The sequence below is a fragment of the Endozoicomonas acroporae genome, assembly GCF_002864045.1.
GTDB classification, from domain to species: Bacteria; Pseudomonadota; Gammaproteobacteria; order Pseudomonadales; family Endozoicomonadaceae; genus Endozoicomonas; species Endozoicomonas acroporae.
In genome coordinates, this window is the sequence record NZ_PJPV01000160.1 from 1 (window position 1) to 16,518 (window position 16,518).

The window sequence follows — 16,518 nt, forward strand, 5'->3', positions numbered from 1 at the left end:
TGGCTCCAGTCTATATTAAGTAGCTAACCATATGGAATCATATATTTCTGACTCCTTGTTCAGGCACTCTGCTTCGTTACAACTCTGGTCACATAGCTACGGCTATGCTCCCTCCGTTGTGCCTCGCATAGCACCTGCCCAAGTAGCCAGAAATATATGATTCCATATGGCCAGCTACTTAATCAGCTCAATACTGAATCACACCCAGCCTTATACCAACAGTTTTCTGTTGCTTCAGCTGTACCTGAGGTACAAATTTTAACTAACGTGTCTAAAGAAACATCTTTTGCTCAGTCTTCCAACTTATTTACCCATATGAATAGATATGGCCTTAAAACTATAACGCCTGAAGATACAGCAGTCTTTATCGGTACTGATGATCTTGAAATACCAGAATCAGTTCTTAATCAATATTTCCCCTTGAGCTCCAGTGATAAACCTGAAGATGAAACATTATCATTAATACCAACACTCGATTAAACAGTGATCACACTCAAAAAAATACATCACCTGCCGGAAATAAGTTGGATATTACAACTTCGGCTTCCGAACCGGGTAAATATCAGACCATCTCTCAAGGTAAGACTTGCCAGAAGGCTTACACAAGATCTGTAAAGCGGAAGGCTACCAAAGAGCTTACTATAAAGCCTTCAAGAATACCGGCGATAGAGTACAAGCAAGAATCGCTGGCAAGCAAGCTTCTACCTTGATAAGAGAATCACATAAAGCAAAAAATTTATAATAAAAAGTTCAACTATTGGAACCAAAACAGTAAATCAGCCAAAAACGTCAGATCACTTGAGATAAATTAGTTTTTTTGAGGCAGGAACTTTTTTAAAAAAATAGCGGTCTTAATCTATAATTCAAGAGTGCAATAATTCAATGGACAGACTTAACGTAGACTCACCCTTCACTTCTGTCTCTTCCTGTTTTCAGGATTCTTCAGACGTAACTGTAATACCACCTGATGATTCCAGTCCAATGCCAAGCATGACTGGCCATTATGTGCGGAAACATGATCCACCTCAAAAATTTTTTTTAGTCGATAGATTGTTTAATCAGGTCACGCTACCATCACCATGCTCACTTAATGATTTTTCAATATCTTATTCCCCATTATTTGAAAAAGAAATAATGCGCCCGGATCTTTATTCACCAGAGCCACCTGATGAAATTTTTTCTTGCGATCATTCATGCACAGATCAAACATTAACAAACGCAGAAAAAACCGCCCATCAATTACCTCCGAAAAATCCATTGGCAGGTTTGTCTCAGCCGTCATCACGCTCAGAGACTACACCTGATCTGTTGCATAAAGACACACAAGAGCAAGTTATAACTGCAACCATTGAGAGTAAGACACATGAATCGTGCAGTTCTGAGGAACCCCTGCCCCTGACACACGCAGAAGCTCACAAACAGTCCGGAAAAAGGAAGGCAGACGAGAAAGGTTATACTCAGCCCAAAAATACCAAGGCTTATAAGAAAACATACCGTGAGTCCAAGGCAGGAAAGGCTCGCATCAAAGCTTACCGTGATTCCGATAAAGGAAAGGCTAGCATAAAGGCTTACCGTGGGTCCTGCAAAGGGAAGGCTTCCCTAAAGGCTTACTCTCAATCCCGGAAACGAAAGTCTTCCAAACAAAACTGGGCAAAGTCCGAGAAAGGGAAGGCTTACATGAAGGCTTACCGGAAGGCTTACAATTCAGTTATGAACGGAGTCGATGGTAATCGGGAAAAGGCAAGAATTGCCGGAAAGGCAGCTGCCGCCATTATCCTGGATTCGTATCGCGCAATGAAAAAATGAGCTTGATTCAAGCTCTAAGTAGTTAACCAAATGAAATCATATATTTCTGACTAAGTGGGCAGTCACTCTGCGGCGTTGCAACTCCGGTCACATAGCTACGGCTATGCTCCCTACGTTGCGCCTTGCATAGTAACTGCCCACTTAGCCAGAAATATACGATTCCATTTGGCCAACTACTTATGTTCTTTCCATTTATTTTATAACTTGATCAAACAGTCATACTACGAAGTTTGCAGAACTACCGGCAATCCAGAACAGGCAAGAATCGCTGACAAGCAAGCTACCACATTGATAAGAGAATTGAATAACACTAAAAATTAACGGGCATTACTTAAAATTCAGCGATGAACTTTTATAAGAAAGAGCAGTCTTACTATAAAATTCAACAATTCAACAATTCAATAATTCAATGGAAATTTCTGATTTTTCTGCTCAATCAAACATTACTTCTGAGCCATCCCCTTATTTTAAAGGTAATAGTTATGCTTTTTCTAAAGTATCGGTTCAGGCTTTCTCCCGTGAAGTTATCGAAGCAGCTAATATTCTATGTTCGATGCGTATTGATACAACGAACAAATATGACTCTCAGTCTCCAACGGTGATTTTTCCTGAATCATCTGATAATCCAATGCTTGGAAAAAGGTCAATAGCAATCATTAATAACCCTGCAAACGAAGAGCCACCTGTAGTGAGTCCTTTATCTCAAGCCAACACTCTCGAAGATACTATATTAATGTCGTATAAAAGCATCATGGTCAATGATAAAGGATACGATAATGCCAGGAGGAACCAAGCCAGATACGAAGTATCTGATAAAGGTAAGAAAACCAAAGCCAGATACGAGGCATCTGATAAAGGTAAGAAGGCCAAATCCAGATACGAGGCATCTGAAAAAGGCAAGGAGACCAGAGCCAAGTACCGTACGTCCGACCAAGGTAAGATGGTCACATACAGGGCCAGGGCCAAATATTATTCATCCGTCAAAGGCAAGGTGAAAAAGGCCATTTATAGTGCACAGTTAATGGCCTATAAAAAAGCTATAAGAAAAGGCTTTAGTGAAAAAGTAGCAAGAGAAAAGGGAAAAGAGGCAGCTAATGCAAAACAAGCAGAACTTTCTTCATTGCTCCCCCATCCTCTGCAGTTTAATGAAAGAACAAATATCAATAATCCGGTTCAAACCCAACCTATCTTGAGTGGACGGCCAAAAAGCATAAAGTAAGCAAGTGTTGTTCTCTGTACTCTGGATAGATAGGCAGCAAAACTTTATATTTGGTTGACATAAATATTGATCAGTTTTTTTCCGGAAGGAACTTTTTTATAAAATAATGGTCTCAGCCTTTAATTCGACAATTTTATAATTCAATGTATCTATTTAATAACTTACCCCCATCCGAGCCTGCCTGTTCTGACACTCGTTCCTGTTCATTATATTCAATAGGGCAATTGATTCCACCTGACCATAACGATCAGCAGCCTTCATATCATGGTAAGTCTGTTCATGTGCTGGAATTATCTTTACCTGCTTACCATAATCAATCGGATTTTTGCCAAAATAATGTTGGTTCTTTTCATTCCCTGCTTGAATATGATATTGATAATCTGATTCTTACCGATCCAGCAGCCACTTTCGGCAATGAACTACCTGACATACAACAATCAGACCTTGATTACTATGTACCCTGGGATTCTGATAATGCACTTGTTGAGGCCAGGCTAGCACCAGAAACAGGTGTCCCTTTTATTCAACAGGCATTCTTATCGGTGAGTGAGCCTGAAACCAGAAATCCAACACCTACGAGCCATGGTTATCCAGATGATCAGATAATCAATCTTTCTACCGCACCTTTTAGCCCACAAAATCTTAATCAAACGACAAGTTATAGCCAAATACCCCAAACAGAGGTGTTCGCTGACGGTAACGCTGCAATAGTTGAGGGTCAAAGGAAGTTTCGCAATGACCCCGTCAGCGATGCATGTAAAAGGCAGAGAATCAGGAACTCCCAAAGGGTGCGTTACAAAGATCCCGCTTATGCAGAGCATTTAAAGAGAAACAGGGAGTACCAAAGGAGGCGTCGTAAAAACCCCGTTGATGCAGAATATTTAAGGAAGAAAAACAGGGATTACCAAAGGATGCGTCGCAAAGATCCCGCTAAAGCAGAGCTTGACAGGGAGAGAAGCAGGAACTATTACAGGAAGCGTCTCCAAGATCCTGCTAAAGCAGAGCTTGACAGGGAGAGAAGGAGGAACTACCAAAGGGAACGTTTCAAAGATCCCGCTTACGCAGAGTATAAAAGGCAGATAAACAAGGAATACCACAGGAAGCGTAGTAAGGATCCCGTTTACTTAGAGCGTAAAAGAATGCTGCAAAGGGAGCACATTAGACGCCGCAAACAGAATATTTTCGGTCAAGCAAATCGCCAAAGAGAGATTAGCAACCACCATGCTTACCTGGCGTATGAATGGGAGCTTCGAAAGGCTGCGCTTGACAGGAGATCAACAACTTCAATCAGCCAATTCAGCTGCAACCCCTGATGAATTATTTCTTTTGATGGCGCGCTCGGGAGGATTCGAACCTCCGACCGCCTGGTTCGTAGCCAGGTACTCTATCCAGCTGAGCTACGAGCGCGTATAGACTGAAAAGATTGCAAACTGTGTGCTACAACTGCCTGCATTGAGTGGCATGGATCATACATAAACCAATACCCTGTGTACAGTACTCATGGAACAAAATATCACCGGTCAATTCAGGGGTGGCAGTCGCCAGTCTATAGGCTGTATTCCATGACTGACCAGATAATCATTGCTCCTGGAAAAAGGTCGGCTGCCAAAAAAGCCTCGATAAGCTGATAGTGGCGATGGGTGAACAGATGTCAGAACCAGGTGTTTACCGGTATCAATAAACCGCCCTTTTTTCTGTGCGTAGCTGCCCCACAATAGAAAAACAATATGCTCTCGCTGCTCATTTAACGTAGCAACAATCCGGTCAGTGAATGTCTCCCATCCCCTGCCCTGGTGGGAAGCGGCCTGCTTATGCTCGACAGTCAACACACTGTTGAGCAGTAACACTCCCTGATGGGCCCAGTGTTCCAGAAATCCATGATTGGCTGGCGGAATGCCCAAATCTGACTCCAACTCTTTATACATGTTAACCAGCGATGGAGGAATGGCGATTTTTGGACGTACCGAAAAGCTTAACCCATGAGCCTGACCCGCCCCGTGATAAGGGTCTTGCCCAAGAATCACCACTTTGACCCGCGCAAACGGTGTCAGGTCCAGGGCCCGGAAATATTCTGCTCCCCTGGGGTAAATCATCTTGCCCTGAGCCTTTTCATGTTGCAGAAAGCGGCGCAGGGTCTGCATATACTCTTTGGTAAATTCATCCTGAAGCATGGCTTTCCAGGAAGGCTCCAATTTGATGTCTGGCATCACCCTACCTCAAATAACATTGACAAATAAATTACCTCCAACCGCATAAGAGCCAACTACACTCTTTGCCAGCCAACGCACTTTAGCACAGCAACACCTTTACTAATAACAACTCAGTCTTCGTTACGGATCGCCTTCAATACAATGCAAACTTTTAATAAAGCATCGATCAGAATTTCTGCGGTTGCAGCCCTTCTTTTTAGCTGCCAGACCCTGGCAATGCTCGAACGCAGGATGGCCATCGAAATCAATGCCAATTCTATTCACTTCGCCATCGCCGACGTAAACAATAAGACCGACAAAGTCTACCGGCACCTTGATTACGGTTCTCTGGATGCGGGTTTCTACGATGACCTGTCAGCCAGCGACAACGGTTTTTTCAGCAACTTTATGCTAAAAAAGGCTCAGAGACTCTTTCAAAAACTGCGAACCCGGCAGGAACATTTCAAGGCAGTGCAAGTAAGAGCCATTGCTACTGACATTTTCAGGGAGGCTCATAACGCCGAAGAGCTGGTGCAGAAGATACGGCGTACAACCGGTATCGATATTCGCATTCTCTCCCCTGAAGAAGAAGATCGAATGGATTTTTTCTCTGCTTTAACGGCGACCGATAATTCTGAAACGCCCGTCGTCTGGGATATCGGGAAGGAGAGTTTTCAGTTGATTATCTCCGATCCTGAAGCTGGCCCATTTGCCCACAAAGGTGATTTTGGTTCTGTTTCCTTTATGGAATACCTGAAGGAAGTTGTCCAGAATAAACCAACACATTTGCCGGGGTCGTTATCCCCCATATCAACTGAAGAGCTCGAAGCAGGTATCACCTTCGCACGATATCTTGCTCGCAGAACGCCGGTTATTATTCGCAATGAACTGAAGAAAGATCAGGTTAAAATCACCGGTATCGGCCCGGTATTTCAGGAAGGCTTCGCAGAAGATATCACCATGCACCAAATGTCTTTGGACAAGGGCAAACTGGAGAGATATATCCTGGATCAGGCCTCATCCATCGGTACCAATGAAGCCAGTCTTTCAAGTGCAATTCTGGTATTTGGTTTCATGGAAGAGCTGGACATTACGCAGATGTTTATCTCCGACCACAACAGCACTGTCGGAATGCTCGAATTTCCAATCCTCTGGCATTAATAAACGTTTTCAGATCGACGCTAAGATTCTCTCAATGGGTTTCGGATGTAACTCACAAAGAGTAAAAGGAAAAGAAAATATTTTCTTTTGCTCTTCGTCGATTGTGATCTGTACCTTTCCCTTTCATGCATTGAAAGAGTCGTGAAAGCCTGAAGAATCATGAGAGTTTACATGGTTCTGCGGGCTTTCCCACGGTGGACGAAGTTGTGTCACAAAGGCAGATTAAGATGGCCGTACTAACTGTATACACCCAGCATCAACTCTATCTGACGCTTGAGCATTACCCGGAGCCGGTCCACTGTTGTTTCGTCTTCAAAACCTGCAATTAATCCCTGGTACTCAACATGAATGATAATACTGCCAAATAGTTCAGCATCAATATCAGGATGGTTAGAGCCGATTTTTGCAAAGAATGTTTTGAGACTGTCGAGAAAGAACTTCTGGTGACTGAAGGCAATGGGCCTCAGGTTTTCGTTACGCAGGCATTCCTGCTGGAAAGCACGCTCTGCGATCAGGTAGTCTCGATGCTCTGCCAGTTGAATCAGAACATACTCAATAGCAAGATCACTGATCCGGTCAGCAAATACCTGACGACTGGCCTGATCCGATGGCACAAGCTCTTTCATGGCCATTTTCAGCATACTGTCAGACTCTTCCCAGTATGCCTTGAACTTCTGGGCACCCATCTCCACAAACAGAGTGAAGGTGTCAGTGATCAGATCCGTAATGTCTTTGAAATAATAGGTGGTTGCAGAAAGAGGAACATTGGCTTCCTTGGCAACAGCACGATGACGGACACCCCTGACTCCATCTCTGACAACGATTCTTAATGCCGCCTCAAGAATTGTACGACGACGCTGTTCACTATTGGCACGACTGGTTTTTCGCCCCTGGTATTTCAGTTTCATATCACTGTCGTGCTTACCAGAGCTTTTCATGCCTTCTGATGAGGAATCCATTGTTGAGACCATATTAAGACTGCCTTACAGTTGCCTGATTGTTTTATAGCGTTCGTCCAGTACCGTCGCTTGAACAAGCATCTTAGTACAGAAATCAACCATACGTATGAAAACCGGCCCTGCCACTATTCAGGGTTATCAGACCGCCATACCTGGAGTACTTCCCATCCTTATAGACCGATTGGACCGAGCGTATGGCAAACTCCTGGCTTCACCAGCAAAGCGCATCAACTCAACTTCAGGCTCCCGGATACTACATGAGCAGGCTTGGCCTGCTCATGTCATCAATCCTGAACTATCAGTGACTCAGAAAATAACTGAGTTAAGCAGGTAAATATTAATACGGTAACCAAACGGCAGGTTCATATAACCAATGCAAACGATACCTGCATCGTCGATTCACATATTTGACAAGTACAAACTTAAGCACAATTACTCCCGGGTCAATATCTACTGAGGACGCATATGAGGGAACAGCAACACATCCCTGATTGACGGCGCATCCGTAAACAGCATCACCAGCCGGTCAATACCAATACCCTCTCCGGCAGTGGGTGGCAGACCGTATTCAAGTGCATTGATATAGTCTGCGTCGTAATGCATTGCCTCATCGTCCCCGGCATCCTTTTCAGCTACCTGTTGTCTGAAGCGCTCAGCCTGGTCTTCTGAGTCATTCAACTCAGAGAAGCCATTAGCGATTTCCCGACCCCCCACAAAGAACTCAAAGCGCTCAGTAACAAATGGGTTGTCGTCATTTTTACGGGACAGAGGCGACACTTCGGTCGGGTAATCCGTGATGAAGGTAGGGTTAAGCAAGTGATGTTCCACCGTTTCATCAAAGATTTCCATCTGAACCTTGCCAAGCCCCCAGATCGGCTTCACATCAATGCCCAGTTTACCGGCAACCTGTGTGGCTGACTCCAGGTTGTCAATATCAGCGGCATCAAGATCCGGGTTGAAATGCAAGATAGATTCAAATACCGACATCCGCGCAAACGGCTTGCCAAAATCGATCATCTGCCCCTGGTACTCGAACTCAGTTTTACCCAGAACGTCCTGAGCCAGCTGTTTCAGCATGGCTTCAGTGTGATCCATCATGTCGGTGTAATCCGCGTAAGCCTGATAGAACTCGATCATTGTAAATTCCGGGTTATGTCTAGTAGACAGCCCTTCATTGCGGAAGTTCCGGTTAATCTCAAATACCCGTTCAAAACCACCAACGACCACACGCTTCAGGTACAGTTCCGGGGCGATACGGAGGTACATATCGATATCCAGCGCGTTGTGATGGGTCACAAACGGTCTGGCCGTGGCACCACCGGGAATCACCTGCAGCATCGGCGTCTCAACTTCCATAAAGTCCTGACCCAGGAAGTAGTTACGGATACCCTGAATGATTCTGGAACGGATCTTGAAGGTTTCCCGGGAGTGTTCACTGGTAATCAGGTCAACATAACGCTGACGGTATCGCTGCTCGGTATCGGTGAGGCCTTTGTGCTTTTCAGGCAGTGGACGCAGAGACTTGGTCAGTAGCTGGACAGCACTCATATCAACGTAAAGGTCGCCTTTGCCAGAGCGCTGAACAGCACCTTCTACACCGATAATATCCCCCAGGTCCCAGGTCTTGATGTCATCCAGGGTCTCTTTTGGCAGCTGTTTGCGGTTCACATAGAGCTGGATACGGCCAGACATATCCTGCAGTTCCATGAACGCGCCACGGTTCAACATAATACGGCCAGCCACTTTAACGTGGTGGTTCAGGCCTTCCAGGGCAGCCTTGTCATGATCCTTGAACTGCTCCTGAAGATCGCCAGCCAGCGAATCACGACGGAATTTATTGGGAAATGCCACCCCTTTTGCGCGAATGGCCGCCAGTTTTTCCCGGCGCAGGGTAACCAGGCGGTTCTCTTCATGGGCTTCAGCAGCCTTTTCTTCCTGCGCCTGTTGCGACAAAAAATGTTCTTCAGACATAATATTCTTCCAGTTACAGGCCTTTTTTCAGGCTCGCCTCAATGAACTTGTTCAGGTCACCATCCAGCACAGACTGGGTATTCCGGGTTTCTACCCCGGTACGAAGATCCTTAATACGGGAGTCATCCAGTACATAGGAGCGAATCTGACTGCCCCAGCCGATGTCCGACTTGGAATCTTCCATCGCCTGAGACTCCGCTGTTCTCTTTTGCATCTCCATCTCATAAAGCTTGGCCTTCAGCTGCTGCATGGCCTTGTCTTTATTCTGGTGCTGGGAACGCTGATTCTGACACTGTACAACAATTCCCGTTGGCCCGTGGGTAATACGCACGGCGGAATCGGTGGTGTTGACGTGCTGCCCACCGGCACCACTGGAACGGTAGGTATCAATACGCAGATCCGCCGGATTGATTTCGATATCAATATTGTCATCAATCTCAGGAGAAACGAAGACGGAAGCAAAGGAGGTATGGCGACGATTACCGGAATCAAACGGTGATTTGCGCACCAGGCGATGAACGCCGATTTCCGTTCTCAACCAGCCAAACGCATAATCCCCGTTAAACTGAACCGTTGCCGATTTGATCCCTGCCACTTCACCGGCAGAGACTTCAATGATGTCCGTTTTGAAACCGTTGGCCTCACCCCAGCGCAGGTACATTCTCAGCAGCATATTGGCCCAGTCCTGGGCCTCAGTACCGCCGGAACCGGCCTGAATATCCAGAAAGGCGCTGTTAGGATCCATTGCACCGGAGAACATACGACGAAATTCAAGTACTTCCAGTTTCCGGGCCAGCTCATCAAGCTCATCCACAACGCCCTGGACACCTTCTTCGTCTTCTTCTTCTACCGACATTTCCAGCAGTTCTTCAGAATCCCCCAGGCCACTGGTCAGCTCATCAATGGTAGAAACAATCGCTTCCAGGGTGGAACGCTCCTTGCCCAGCTTCTGGGCGTACTCCGGATCATTCCAGACGTTCGGGTCTTCCAGCTCCCGCTCTACTTCCTGCAACCGCTCACTCTTGTGAGCGTAGTCAAAGATACCCCCTAAGCACGTCAGTACGCGCTCTCAGGTCCTTGATACGCTCCTTAATGGGATTGACTTCAAACATTGCCCTATATCACTCACTTTTTCAGGTGCACACGGCACCACCTTTAATACTGCTATAGCCCCATCAAGAGCTGACCAATACCAGCCGCTCTGAAAATACAATGGGAATGAAATTGGCAACACATGGCTGCCTATGAAACACTGCTCACAACAACAGCTGGCCGACAAGGCCATTACCAAAACCTGTAATACAACTGAGTGATTTTACAACAATAGCCTGTTGGTTGGAATTGCTCCGATATCCAGCCAACAGGACCTGTCGACGCTGTCTTGCCAACATGGGGATCCAAACACTGCATACCCGCCCATTGACTCATGTCATGACATCACACTACGCCTTTACTCAACAGTAAGGTAAACTCCCGCCCGCTACTTCACCCTCACCCGTAGCCAGAGCCCCAAAGCCTTTAGCAACAGGATCGTCTGCTCTGGGTACCTAACAGAAGCACTCTTCATTATGTCACGTGACACTTTATTGAATGACTCAATGGCACTGGTAGCGGATATCGGTGGCACCAACGCAAGGTTTGCACTCTCACTGGATGGCAAGCTGCAAACAGACTCGGTACAAGTGCTGGCCTGTAATGACTACGACAACCTTGATCATGCGGTCAGCCATTACCTGAAGCATCAGCAAGTCGCCGTGGATCATGCCTGTATGGCGTTTGCCTGCCCGGTGAGTGGCCAGATGATAAAAATGACCAACAACCATTGGGCATTCAACCCGTCTGACATGAAAGACACGCTGAAGTTGCGGTCCTTCAAAGTGATCAATGATTTTACCGCCCAGGCGCTTGCCCTCCCTGCCCTGCCTGAAAACACGCTGGTCAGGATTGGCCACGGAGAGGCAATCCCGGGGGCCACCAAACTGATTATTGGACCAGGCACGGGCCTTGGCGTCGCTGCATTAAAGAAGGTAGGCGATCATTGGCTGCCTCTGCCCGGAGAGGGCGGACATGCGGCGTTTTCTCCCATATCCCCCATGGATAAGGAGATTCTCGGTATTCTTCAGCAGCAGCTGGGCTATGTTTCCTGGGAATCGGTACTGTGCGGTTCTGGTATTGAACGGCTGTATCAAGCCCACAGTATGTTGTCTGGCCAAACACAGACACTGAAAAATCATGAGATCACGGCCCAGGCCCTGAACGGGGAACCCCTCTGTCGCCAGACACTACTGCATTTCTGTGAACTGCTGGGCAGGGCCGCCAGTAATGCGGCACTGACCACCGGAGCCCAGGGGGGCGTTTATATTGCTGGCGGTATTATTCCACGCTTTCCTGAGTTTTTCGCTCAGTCGGACTTTAGAACCTCATTCGAAGTTAATGATAAGATGGCCTGCTATCTGGCTGCTATCCCAACCAGTCTGGTTATTCACGACAACCCAGGCCTGACCGGTGCGTGTGAAGCATCAGGCAACCCATTCATCCATTGATTTTTCGTGGCTGCCCCTGATCCGGGTCAGCTTCCAGGGATATTGGAAGAGCAGCAATTCGTCCACAACTGCCAGACAAATATTGTTGACTGAGAGTGAATAATCGACCGGTCAATACCTAGGAGGCTGTCCGAGAATAGACTGCCCTACTGCGGCGACAGCAAATTGGTCTAAAAATCCGCTTTTGTTCGGCAAATAGCCCCGCTATTCACCTCACAAAACGAAATTTTTATCCTCAATTTTCTGCCATCCTCGCTACGGGGTCGCCTAGACGGGCGCTATTCTCGGACAGCCTCCTAGACAGTGAGTCCCGGTACAGGTTATTACTCTCAGAAGAAGAACAATTACTTTATTTTCAAACAACCTGCTCAGGGTCATGACTGATAACCTCTGTAAGCTGTACAGGTGATTCCGTCGGGGCTACATGCCAATAGTGAACATACACATTCTCGGCGACAATACCTGCAGCACCACCTAAGACAAAAGCTGAAAAAAAACCTGCAAAACTACCTGCATAAACACCGGCAACCGCCGTAACAGGATGTCCGACACTAATTGCAACACCACAGGCTGTAGGCAGGCTAAAAGCCAGATTAACAGCTGTTCGTTCCAACAGTGAAACAGTTCGTCCCATACACGTACACTGAATAGATAACTGATCTGGGATATCTGGTAAATTAGAGGCTTCCTGAGTCTGAGGCATTTGAATAATTGATGAAATTGATGTGGATGCTTGCATTAAATTACCCTCAAAGATGTCTAGATCTTTAAGAGCCTGAATTTAGAAATTAGTTCCATAATTTTAGTGTTCCCAGCTTCGAAAGCCCCCCGTAATCCACCTGAAACGGAACCTGTTCATCATTTTGAGGTCTGATAGCGATATTTACAGTCTAATGTGAGCAGGGCTTTATTCTGAAAGCAACCACATCAACCTACGCCCACCCAAAGCCTGCTGACCGGGTTCGCCAACAAACCGTTTCAAGCAGGGTTCCTGACCGCAACGGAAGTACATTTAATGGCAAAAGCGTCTCAAACCATCAATTCCACAGGGGTATAGCCCCACACCGGGATGATCCCAAAGGTATTGAGGACGCTTTTTGGAAAAAGCAACCATTACAGGGACGGCAAGTGACCCCCACTGTGGTGCTTAACGCCTATGGAAAAGACAGAACCTCTCTCAGAGCTGGCTTTTTTCTGTCAAAACTTTGCTTACAGGAAATTCTACTCAACCGCAGAAAAGTGACCCCGGATCAGGTCATTCAGGAATTCGCCCGGAAGCCAGATCGAAATAGGTATCTGGTGGCGATAACGCGCTTCAAAGCAGAATGTTGTCAGAAAGGCCTGCTGTTGAAAGGCCGGCGGATCTCACCGGATGAGGTGGCCAACGAGTTTCAGGCCGCCCGGGCAACACTGGAGCTGGCTCGCTTTATGGAAGAATGTTGCCTGAAGGGCTTGCTGTTAAAGGGCCGACAGGTCACACCGGAAGCGGTGGTCAGGGCCTTTCCGGATAGTCTGCCAGGCAAACTGGGGATCGCGCGCTTTATGGAACAATGTTGCCTGAGGGGTTTGCCGTTCAATAGCCAGCAGGTGACACCGGGCGAAGTGGCTAACGCTTTCCCGGATAGCCCGGAAGGCAAACTGGGAAAAGCACGCTTCAAAGCGGAATGCTGCCTGAAGGGCCTGATATTGAATGACCAACGGGTCACACCGGATGCCGTGGTCAGGGATTATCAGGCAGCCAGAGCAACACTGGAGATAGCGCGCTTCAAAGCAGAATGCTGCCTGCAAGGCTTGCTGTTGAAGGGCCAGCAGGTCACACCGGATGTGGTGGTTAATGATTTCCCGGGCAGTGTGCAAGGCAAACTGGGTATTGCACGCTTCAAAGCGGAATGCTGCCTGAGAGACCTTGCACTGCATGGCCAACAGGTCACACCGGACGAAGTGGTTAAGGATTTCCCGGATAGTCCGCATGGCAAACTGGGTATTGCACGCTTCAAAGCGGAATGCTGTCTGAGGGGCCTGGTGTTGTATGGCCAGCAGGTCAAGCCTGATGCCGTGGTCAACGATTATCAGGCAGTCAATGCGACACTGGAGCTAGCGCACTTTAAAGCAGAATGTTGCCTGAAAGGCCTGCTGTTGAAAGGCAGGCACGTTACATCGGATGAGGTGGTTAAGGATTTCCCGGATAATCCGGAAGGCAGACTGGGGCTGGCGCACTTTATGGAACGATGCTGCCTGAAGGGCATGGCATTAAATGGTCAGCAGATCACACCGGAAGCGGTGGTTAAGGGGTTCCCGGATAGTCCGGAAGGCAGACTGGGGACATTACGCTTCAGCGAACAATGTTGCCTGAAGGGCCTGACGTTGCTTGACCAGCAGGCCACACCAGAGGTGGTGGTTAAGAATTATCAGGGGGCCGGGGCAACACTGGAGCTGGCGCGCTTCAAAGCAGAATGTTGCCTGAGGGGGCTGATGCTGAACGGCCAGCAAGTCACACCGGATGCGGTGGTTAAGGGTTATCAGGCAGCCGGGGCAACACTGGAGCTGGCACGCTTTAAAGAGGAATGTTGCCTGAGAGGTCTGGTGTTGAATGGCCAGCAGGTCACACCGGATGTGGTGGTGAAGGCTTTCCCGGATACCCGGGAAGGCAGACTGGGGATAGCGCGCTTTAAGGAACAGTGTTGCCTCAAGGCCCTGGCGTTGAATCACCGGCAAGTCACACCGGATGAGGTGGTCAGGGGTTTCAGGGTGGCCAGAGCGCCTCTGCCGCTGGCACGCTTCAAAGTGGAATGTTGCCTGAGGGGACTGGCGGTTAATGGCCAGCAGGTCACACCGGATGCAGTGGTTAAGGATTTTCCGGAAAGTTCGGACGGCAAACTGGGAATAGTTCGCTTCAGGGATCAATGTTGTCTGAGGGGCCTGGCGTTCAATGGTCAGCAGGTTACACCGGAGGCGGTGGTTAAGGATTATGAACGCGGTGGCTGGTTGCTCGAAAGAGCTGTTTTTTATTCTCAGCTGGCATTGAATGCAAGAGAGTTGAATAGCGTCTGTCCGGATAATCGGAAAGTACTGGCAGCGTTTAATGAAGTACCCGGGGATCACTCTGCAAAGCAAATCAGGTATCTGATTCAAAAGTTGAAACAATCTCAAAAGTACGAGGAAACCAGCGAAGCTCAGGAGACTCTTCAAGAGGCCTGGCAAATCCTGAACAGCGTATCGGTCAAAGACGATGAGCACGATCGACTGCAATGTCTATTGAAATTCATGGCTATGCAACATGGTCTACTAATTGATCATCAGGTGGTGTCAGCGAAACAGGTATTGCAATCCATCACACCCCTGAAGCACTCATTCAAGAATTCACGTATACATTTTTTCTTCCTCGCACACTGTTATATCACCAGCCAGTCTATTAATGGACAAGTCATCCATAAGGAACAGGTTCTGAATTGCCTTCAGCATTTTCCGGAAGGAAGCAAACGGCGCCATGCGTTGGTCTCCTGGTTTGAGCAACGCAACTGCGAAGTTCATAACGCCAGGATCATTGACAGTATGCTGTATAAATGGGCAAATACCATTGCCTCAGGGGGCGATAGTCCCCAGGGATACGCAGCCTCTGCCAGTCAACACAAAGCGGCTGTTCCCGTGCGCAGGAAGTATCCCGTAGCAACAGCAGGCGGACCGGGCTTCCCGGAAAGGCAGGCTTCCCGGTTAAATGTGCTCATACTGAAAACACTGGAGATCATCCAGGAAATCAATGATGCCTGTGACGTTCCCGCCATACTGGTGACTGGTTCATACGCGCGTTTTTTACAGAACCTCTGCTCATCATTCAATGATATTGACATTATTTGCACGACAGATGAGTCTGCCAGAACCCTCTTTGAAAAGCTGCAGGTACTTAACACCGACAGGGATTCAGAAATCCCCAAGAGCATGACCATCAGCCGGGTTCCGGGATGTCCGTTGATTAAACTCCCGACAGCTTACAATATTCAGCTTAAAGACGGTGATCTGGGTATGAAAGTAATGGACCTTCAGGTCAGTGTTGACGCCCTGGTAACAGACAGAAAGACAGCACGGTTGGCCATTGACGTTCCTGGCGTGAGCAGCCCGGTGTGGTGTTTGTCGTTTGCTGAAGAAACCGGATTACTGAACAATACGCTGGCATACCTTGCCGATCACCTTGACCTGCTGACAGATCGGTTGCAAAGAGGTGAGATATTTTCAATACCACGAACCATTCTGTTTAATTTTCCACAAAACCCGGAGGAGCATATTTATGGCCTGCTGATGCGCTCCCTGCTCACCCTGAATAAAGCCAGGCAGTTCATCGCTCTGCACTGTGAAAGCAAACCCGGAAAACCTGACTGCCAGACTCACCAGCGGCAAAAACAACAACAGCGCCTGCTGGTGCTGACTGAGAATCTTCAAGTGAAATTGAATAGCCATATTTACCGTCAAGCGTTTGAGCACAGAGTTAACAGCTGGCTATTGACAGCTCCGCATGAGAGTGATTACGAGATCAAAAGAAAGGACTTTATCACAACACTGCTTTCGATGATGCAGCCTGAATAACATCCAGGAGGCTTGCATAAAATGATAAGCACCCCTAAAAAGAAGTATGCCCTGAGCTTTCCAACACCTTAAGAAATGACAACAATCGCTGC

General features: G+C 47.5%; 12 protein-coding genes and 1 tRNA gene. 7 read left to right on the forward strand and 6 right to left on the reverse strand.

What is annotated here, in order from left to right:
- Window positions 1-156: 156 nt before the first annotated feature.
- The 4 genes from CX664_RS21190 to CX664_RS21210 all read left to right on the forward strand — a co-directional run bounded on the left by CX664_RS21190 (window position 157) and on the right by CX664_RS21210 (window position 4,338).
- Window positions 157-480, forward strand: a complete 324-nt coding sequence (locus CX664_RS21190; RefSeq protein WP_101748652.1) for a hypothetical protein — start codon at window positions 157-159, stop codon at window positions 478-480.
- A 402-nt stretch (window positions 481-882) separates the two neighbouring features.
- Window positions 883-1,806: a hypothetical protein gene (locus tag CX664_RS25885; protein ID WP_163372055.1), complete on the forward strand. Its 924-nt coding sequence runs from the start codon at window positions 883-885 to the stop codon at window positions 1,804-1,806.
- Between the two features lie 409 nt (window positions 1,807-2,215).
- Complete coding sequence (locus CX664_RS21205; RefSeq protein ID WP_146000197.1) at window positions 2,216-3,025, forward strand: hypothetical protein; 810 nt, start codon at window positions 2,216-2,218, stop codon at window positions 3,023-3,025.
- Between the two features lie 542 nt (window positions 3,026-3,567).
- Window positions 3,568-4,338, forward strand: a complete 771-nt coding sequence (locus CX664_RS21210) for a hypothetical protein (protein ID WP_146000198.1) — start codon at window positions 3,568-3,570, stop codon at window positions 4,336-4,338.
- A gap of 17 nt (window positions 4,339-4,355) precedes the next feature.
- Here CX664_RS21210 and CX664_RS21215 read toward each other — a convergent pair.
- Both CX664_RS21215 and ung read right to left on the reverse strand, forming a co-directional pair.
- Window positions 4,356-4,432 (reverse strand) — tRNA-Arg (locus CX664_RS21215).
- Between the two features lie 113 nt (window positions 4,433-4,545).
- On the reverse strand, window positions 4,546-5,232 hold the full coding sequence (ung, locus tag CX664_RS21220) for a uracil-DNA glycosylase (protein ID WP_101748657.1): 687 nt from the start codon (window positions 5,230-5,232) through the stop codon (window positions 4,546-4,548).
- 219 nt (window positions 5,233-5,451) lie between these two features.
- Between ung and CX664_RS21225 the strand changes: the two genes are divergently transcribed.
- Complete coding sequence (locus CX664_RS21225) at window positions 5,452-6,375, forward strand: Ppx/GppA phosphatase family protein (protein WP_163372051.1); 924 nt, start codon at window positions 5,452-5,454, stop codon at window positions 6,373-6,375.
- Between the two features lie 236 nt (window positions 6,376-6,611).
- On the opposite strand, the gene CX664_RS21230 is transcribed toward CX664_RS21225, so the two are convergent.
- The 3 genes from CX664_RS21230 to prfB all read right to left on the reverse strand — a co-directional run bounded on the left by CX664_RS21230 (window position 6,612) and on the right by prfB (window position 10,417).
- Entirely contained in the window at window positions 6,612-7,334 is a 723-nt protein-coding gene (locus CX664_RS21230; protein ID WP_241693334.1) for a TetR/AcrR family transcriptional regulator, read from the reverse strand.
- Between the two features lie 450 nt (window positions 7,335-7,784).
- Window positions 7,785-9,305, reverse strand: a complete 1,521-nt coding sequence (gene lysS / locus CX664_RS21240; protein ID WP_101748661.1) for a lysine--tRNA ligase — start codon at window positions 9,303-9,305, stop codon at window positions 7,785-7,787.
- 13 nt (window positions 9,306-9,318) lie between these two features.
- Window positions 9,319-10,417, reverse strand: a protein-coding gene (gene prfB, locus CX664_RS21245; RefSeq protein ID WP_101748662.1) for a peptide chain release factor 2 whose coding sequence is annotated in 2 segments (ribosomal slippage) — window positions 9,319-10,341 and window positions 10,343-10,417 — 1,098 coding nt in all. Because the reading frame shifts where the segments join, the coding sequence is not laid out codon by codon here.
- Between the two features lie 456 nt (window positions 10,418-10,873).
- Here prfB and glk point away from each other — a divergent pair.
- On the forward strand, window positions 10,874-11,848 hold the full coding sequence (gene glk / locus CX664_RS21250; RefSeq protein WP_101748663.1) for a glucokinase: 975 nt from the start codon (window positions 10,874-10,876) through the stop codon (window positions 11,846-11,848).
- Window positions 11,849-12,203: 355 nt separating this feature from the next.
- Here glk and CX664_RS21255 read toward each other — a convergent pair whose 3' ends face one another.
- Window positions 12,204-12,587 carry a hypothetical protein gene (locus CX664_RS21255; RefSeq protein WP_101748664.1) on the reverse strand — a complete coding sequence of 128 codons (384 nt, stop codon included), beginning with the start codon at window positions 12,585-12,587 and terminating at the stop codon, window positions 12,204-12,206.
- 389 nt (window positions 12,588-12,976) lie between these two features.
- Between CX664_RS21255 and CX664_RS21260 the strand changes: the two genes are divergently transcribed.
- Window positions 12,977-16,426, forward strand: a complete 3,450-nt coding sequence (locus tag CX664_RS21260; RefSeq protein ID WP_101748665.1) for a hypothetical protein — start codon at window positions 12,977-12,979, stop codon at window positions 16,424-16,426.
- Window positions 16,427-16,518 lie beyond the last annotated feature (92 nt).

What these genes read in the sequence shown, in the direction of transcription:
- CX664_RS25885 (WP_163372055.1), top strand. Translation starts at nt 883, where the DNA reads ATGGACAGACTTAACGTAGACTCACCCTTCACTTCTGTCTCTTCCTGT.
- lysS (WP_101748661.1), bottom strand. Translation starts at nt 9,305, where the DNA reads ATGTCTGAAGAACATTTTTTGTCGCAACAGGCGCAGGAAGAAAAGGCT.
- ung (WP_101748657.1), bottom strand. Translation starts at nt 5,232, where the DNA reads ATGCCAGACATCAAATTGGAGCCTTCCTGGAAAGCCATGCTTCAGGAT.
- CX664_RS21225 (WP_163372051.1), top strand. Translation starts at nt 5,452, where the DNA reads ATGCTCGAACGCAGGATGGCCATCGAAATCAATGCCAATTCTATTCAC.
- glk (WP_101748663.1), top strand. Translation starts at nt 10,874, where the DNA reads ATGTCACGTGACACTTTATTGAATGACTCAATGGCACTGGTAGCGGAT.
- CX664_RS21205 (WP_146000197.1), top strand. Translation starts at nt 2,216, where the DNA reads ATGGAAATTTCTGATTTTTCTGCTCAATCAAACATTACTTCTGAGCCA.
- CX664_RS21255 (WP_101748664.1), bottom strand. Translation starts at nt 12,587, where the DNA reads ATGCAAGCATCCACATCAATTTCATCAATTATTCAAATGCCTCAGACT.
- CX664_RS21190 (WP_101748652.1), top strand. Translation starts at nt 157, where the DNA reads ATGATTCCATATGGCCAGCTACTTAATCAGCTCAATACTGAATCACAC.
- CX664_RS21230 (WP_241693334.1), bottom strand. Translation starts at nt 7,334, where the DNA reads ATGGATTCCTCATCAGAAGGCATGAAAAGCTCTGGTAAGCACGACAGT.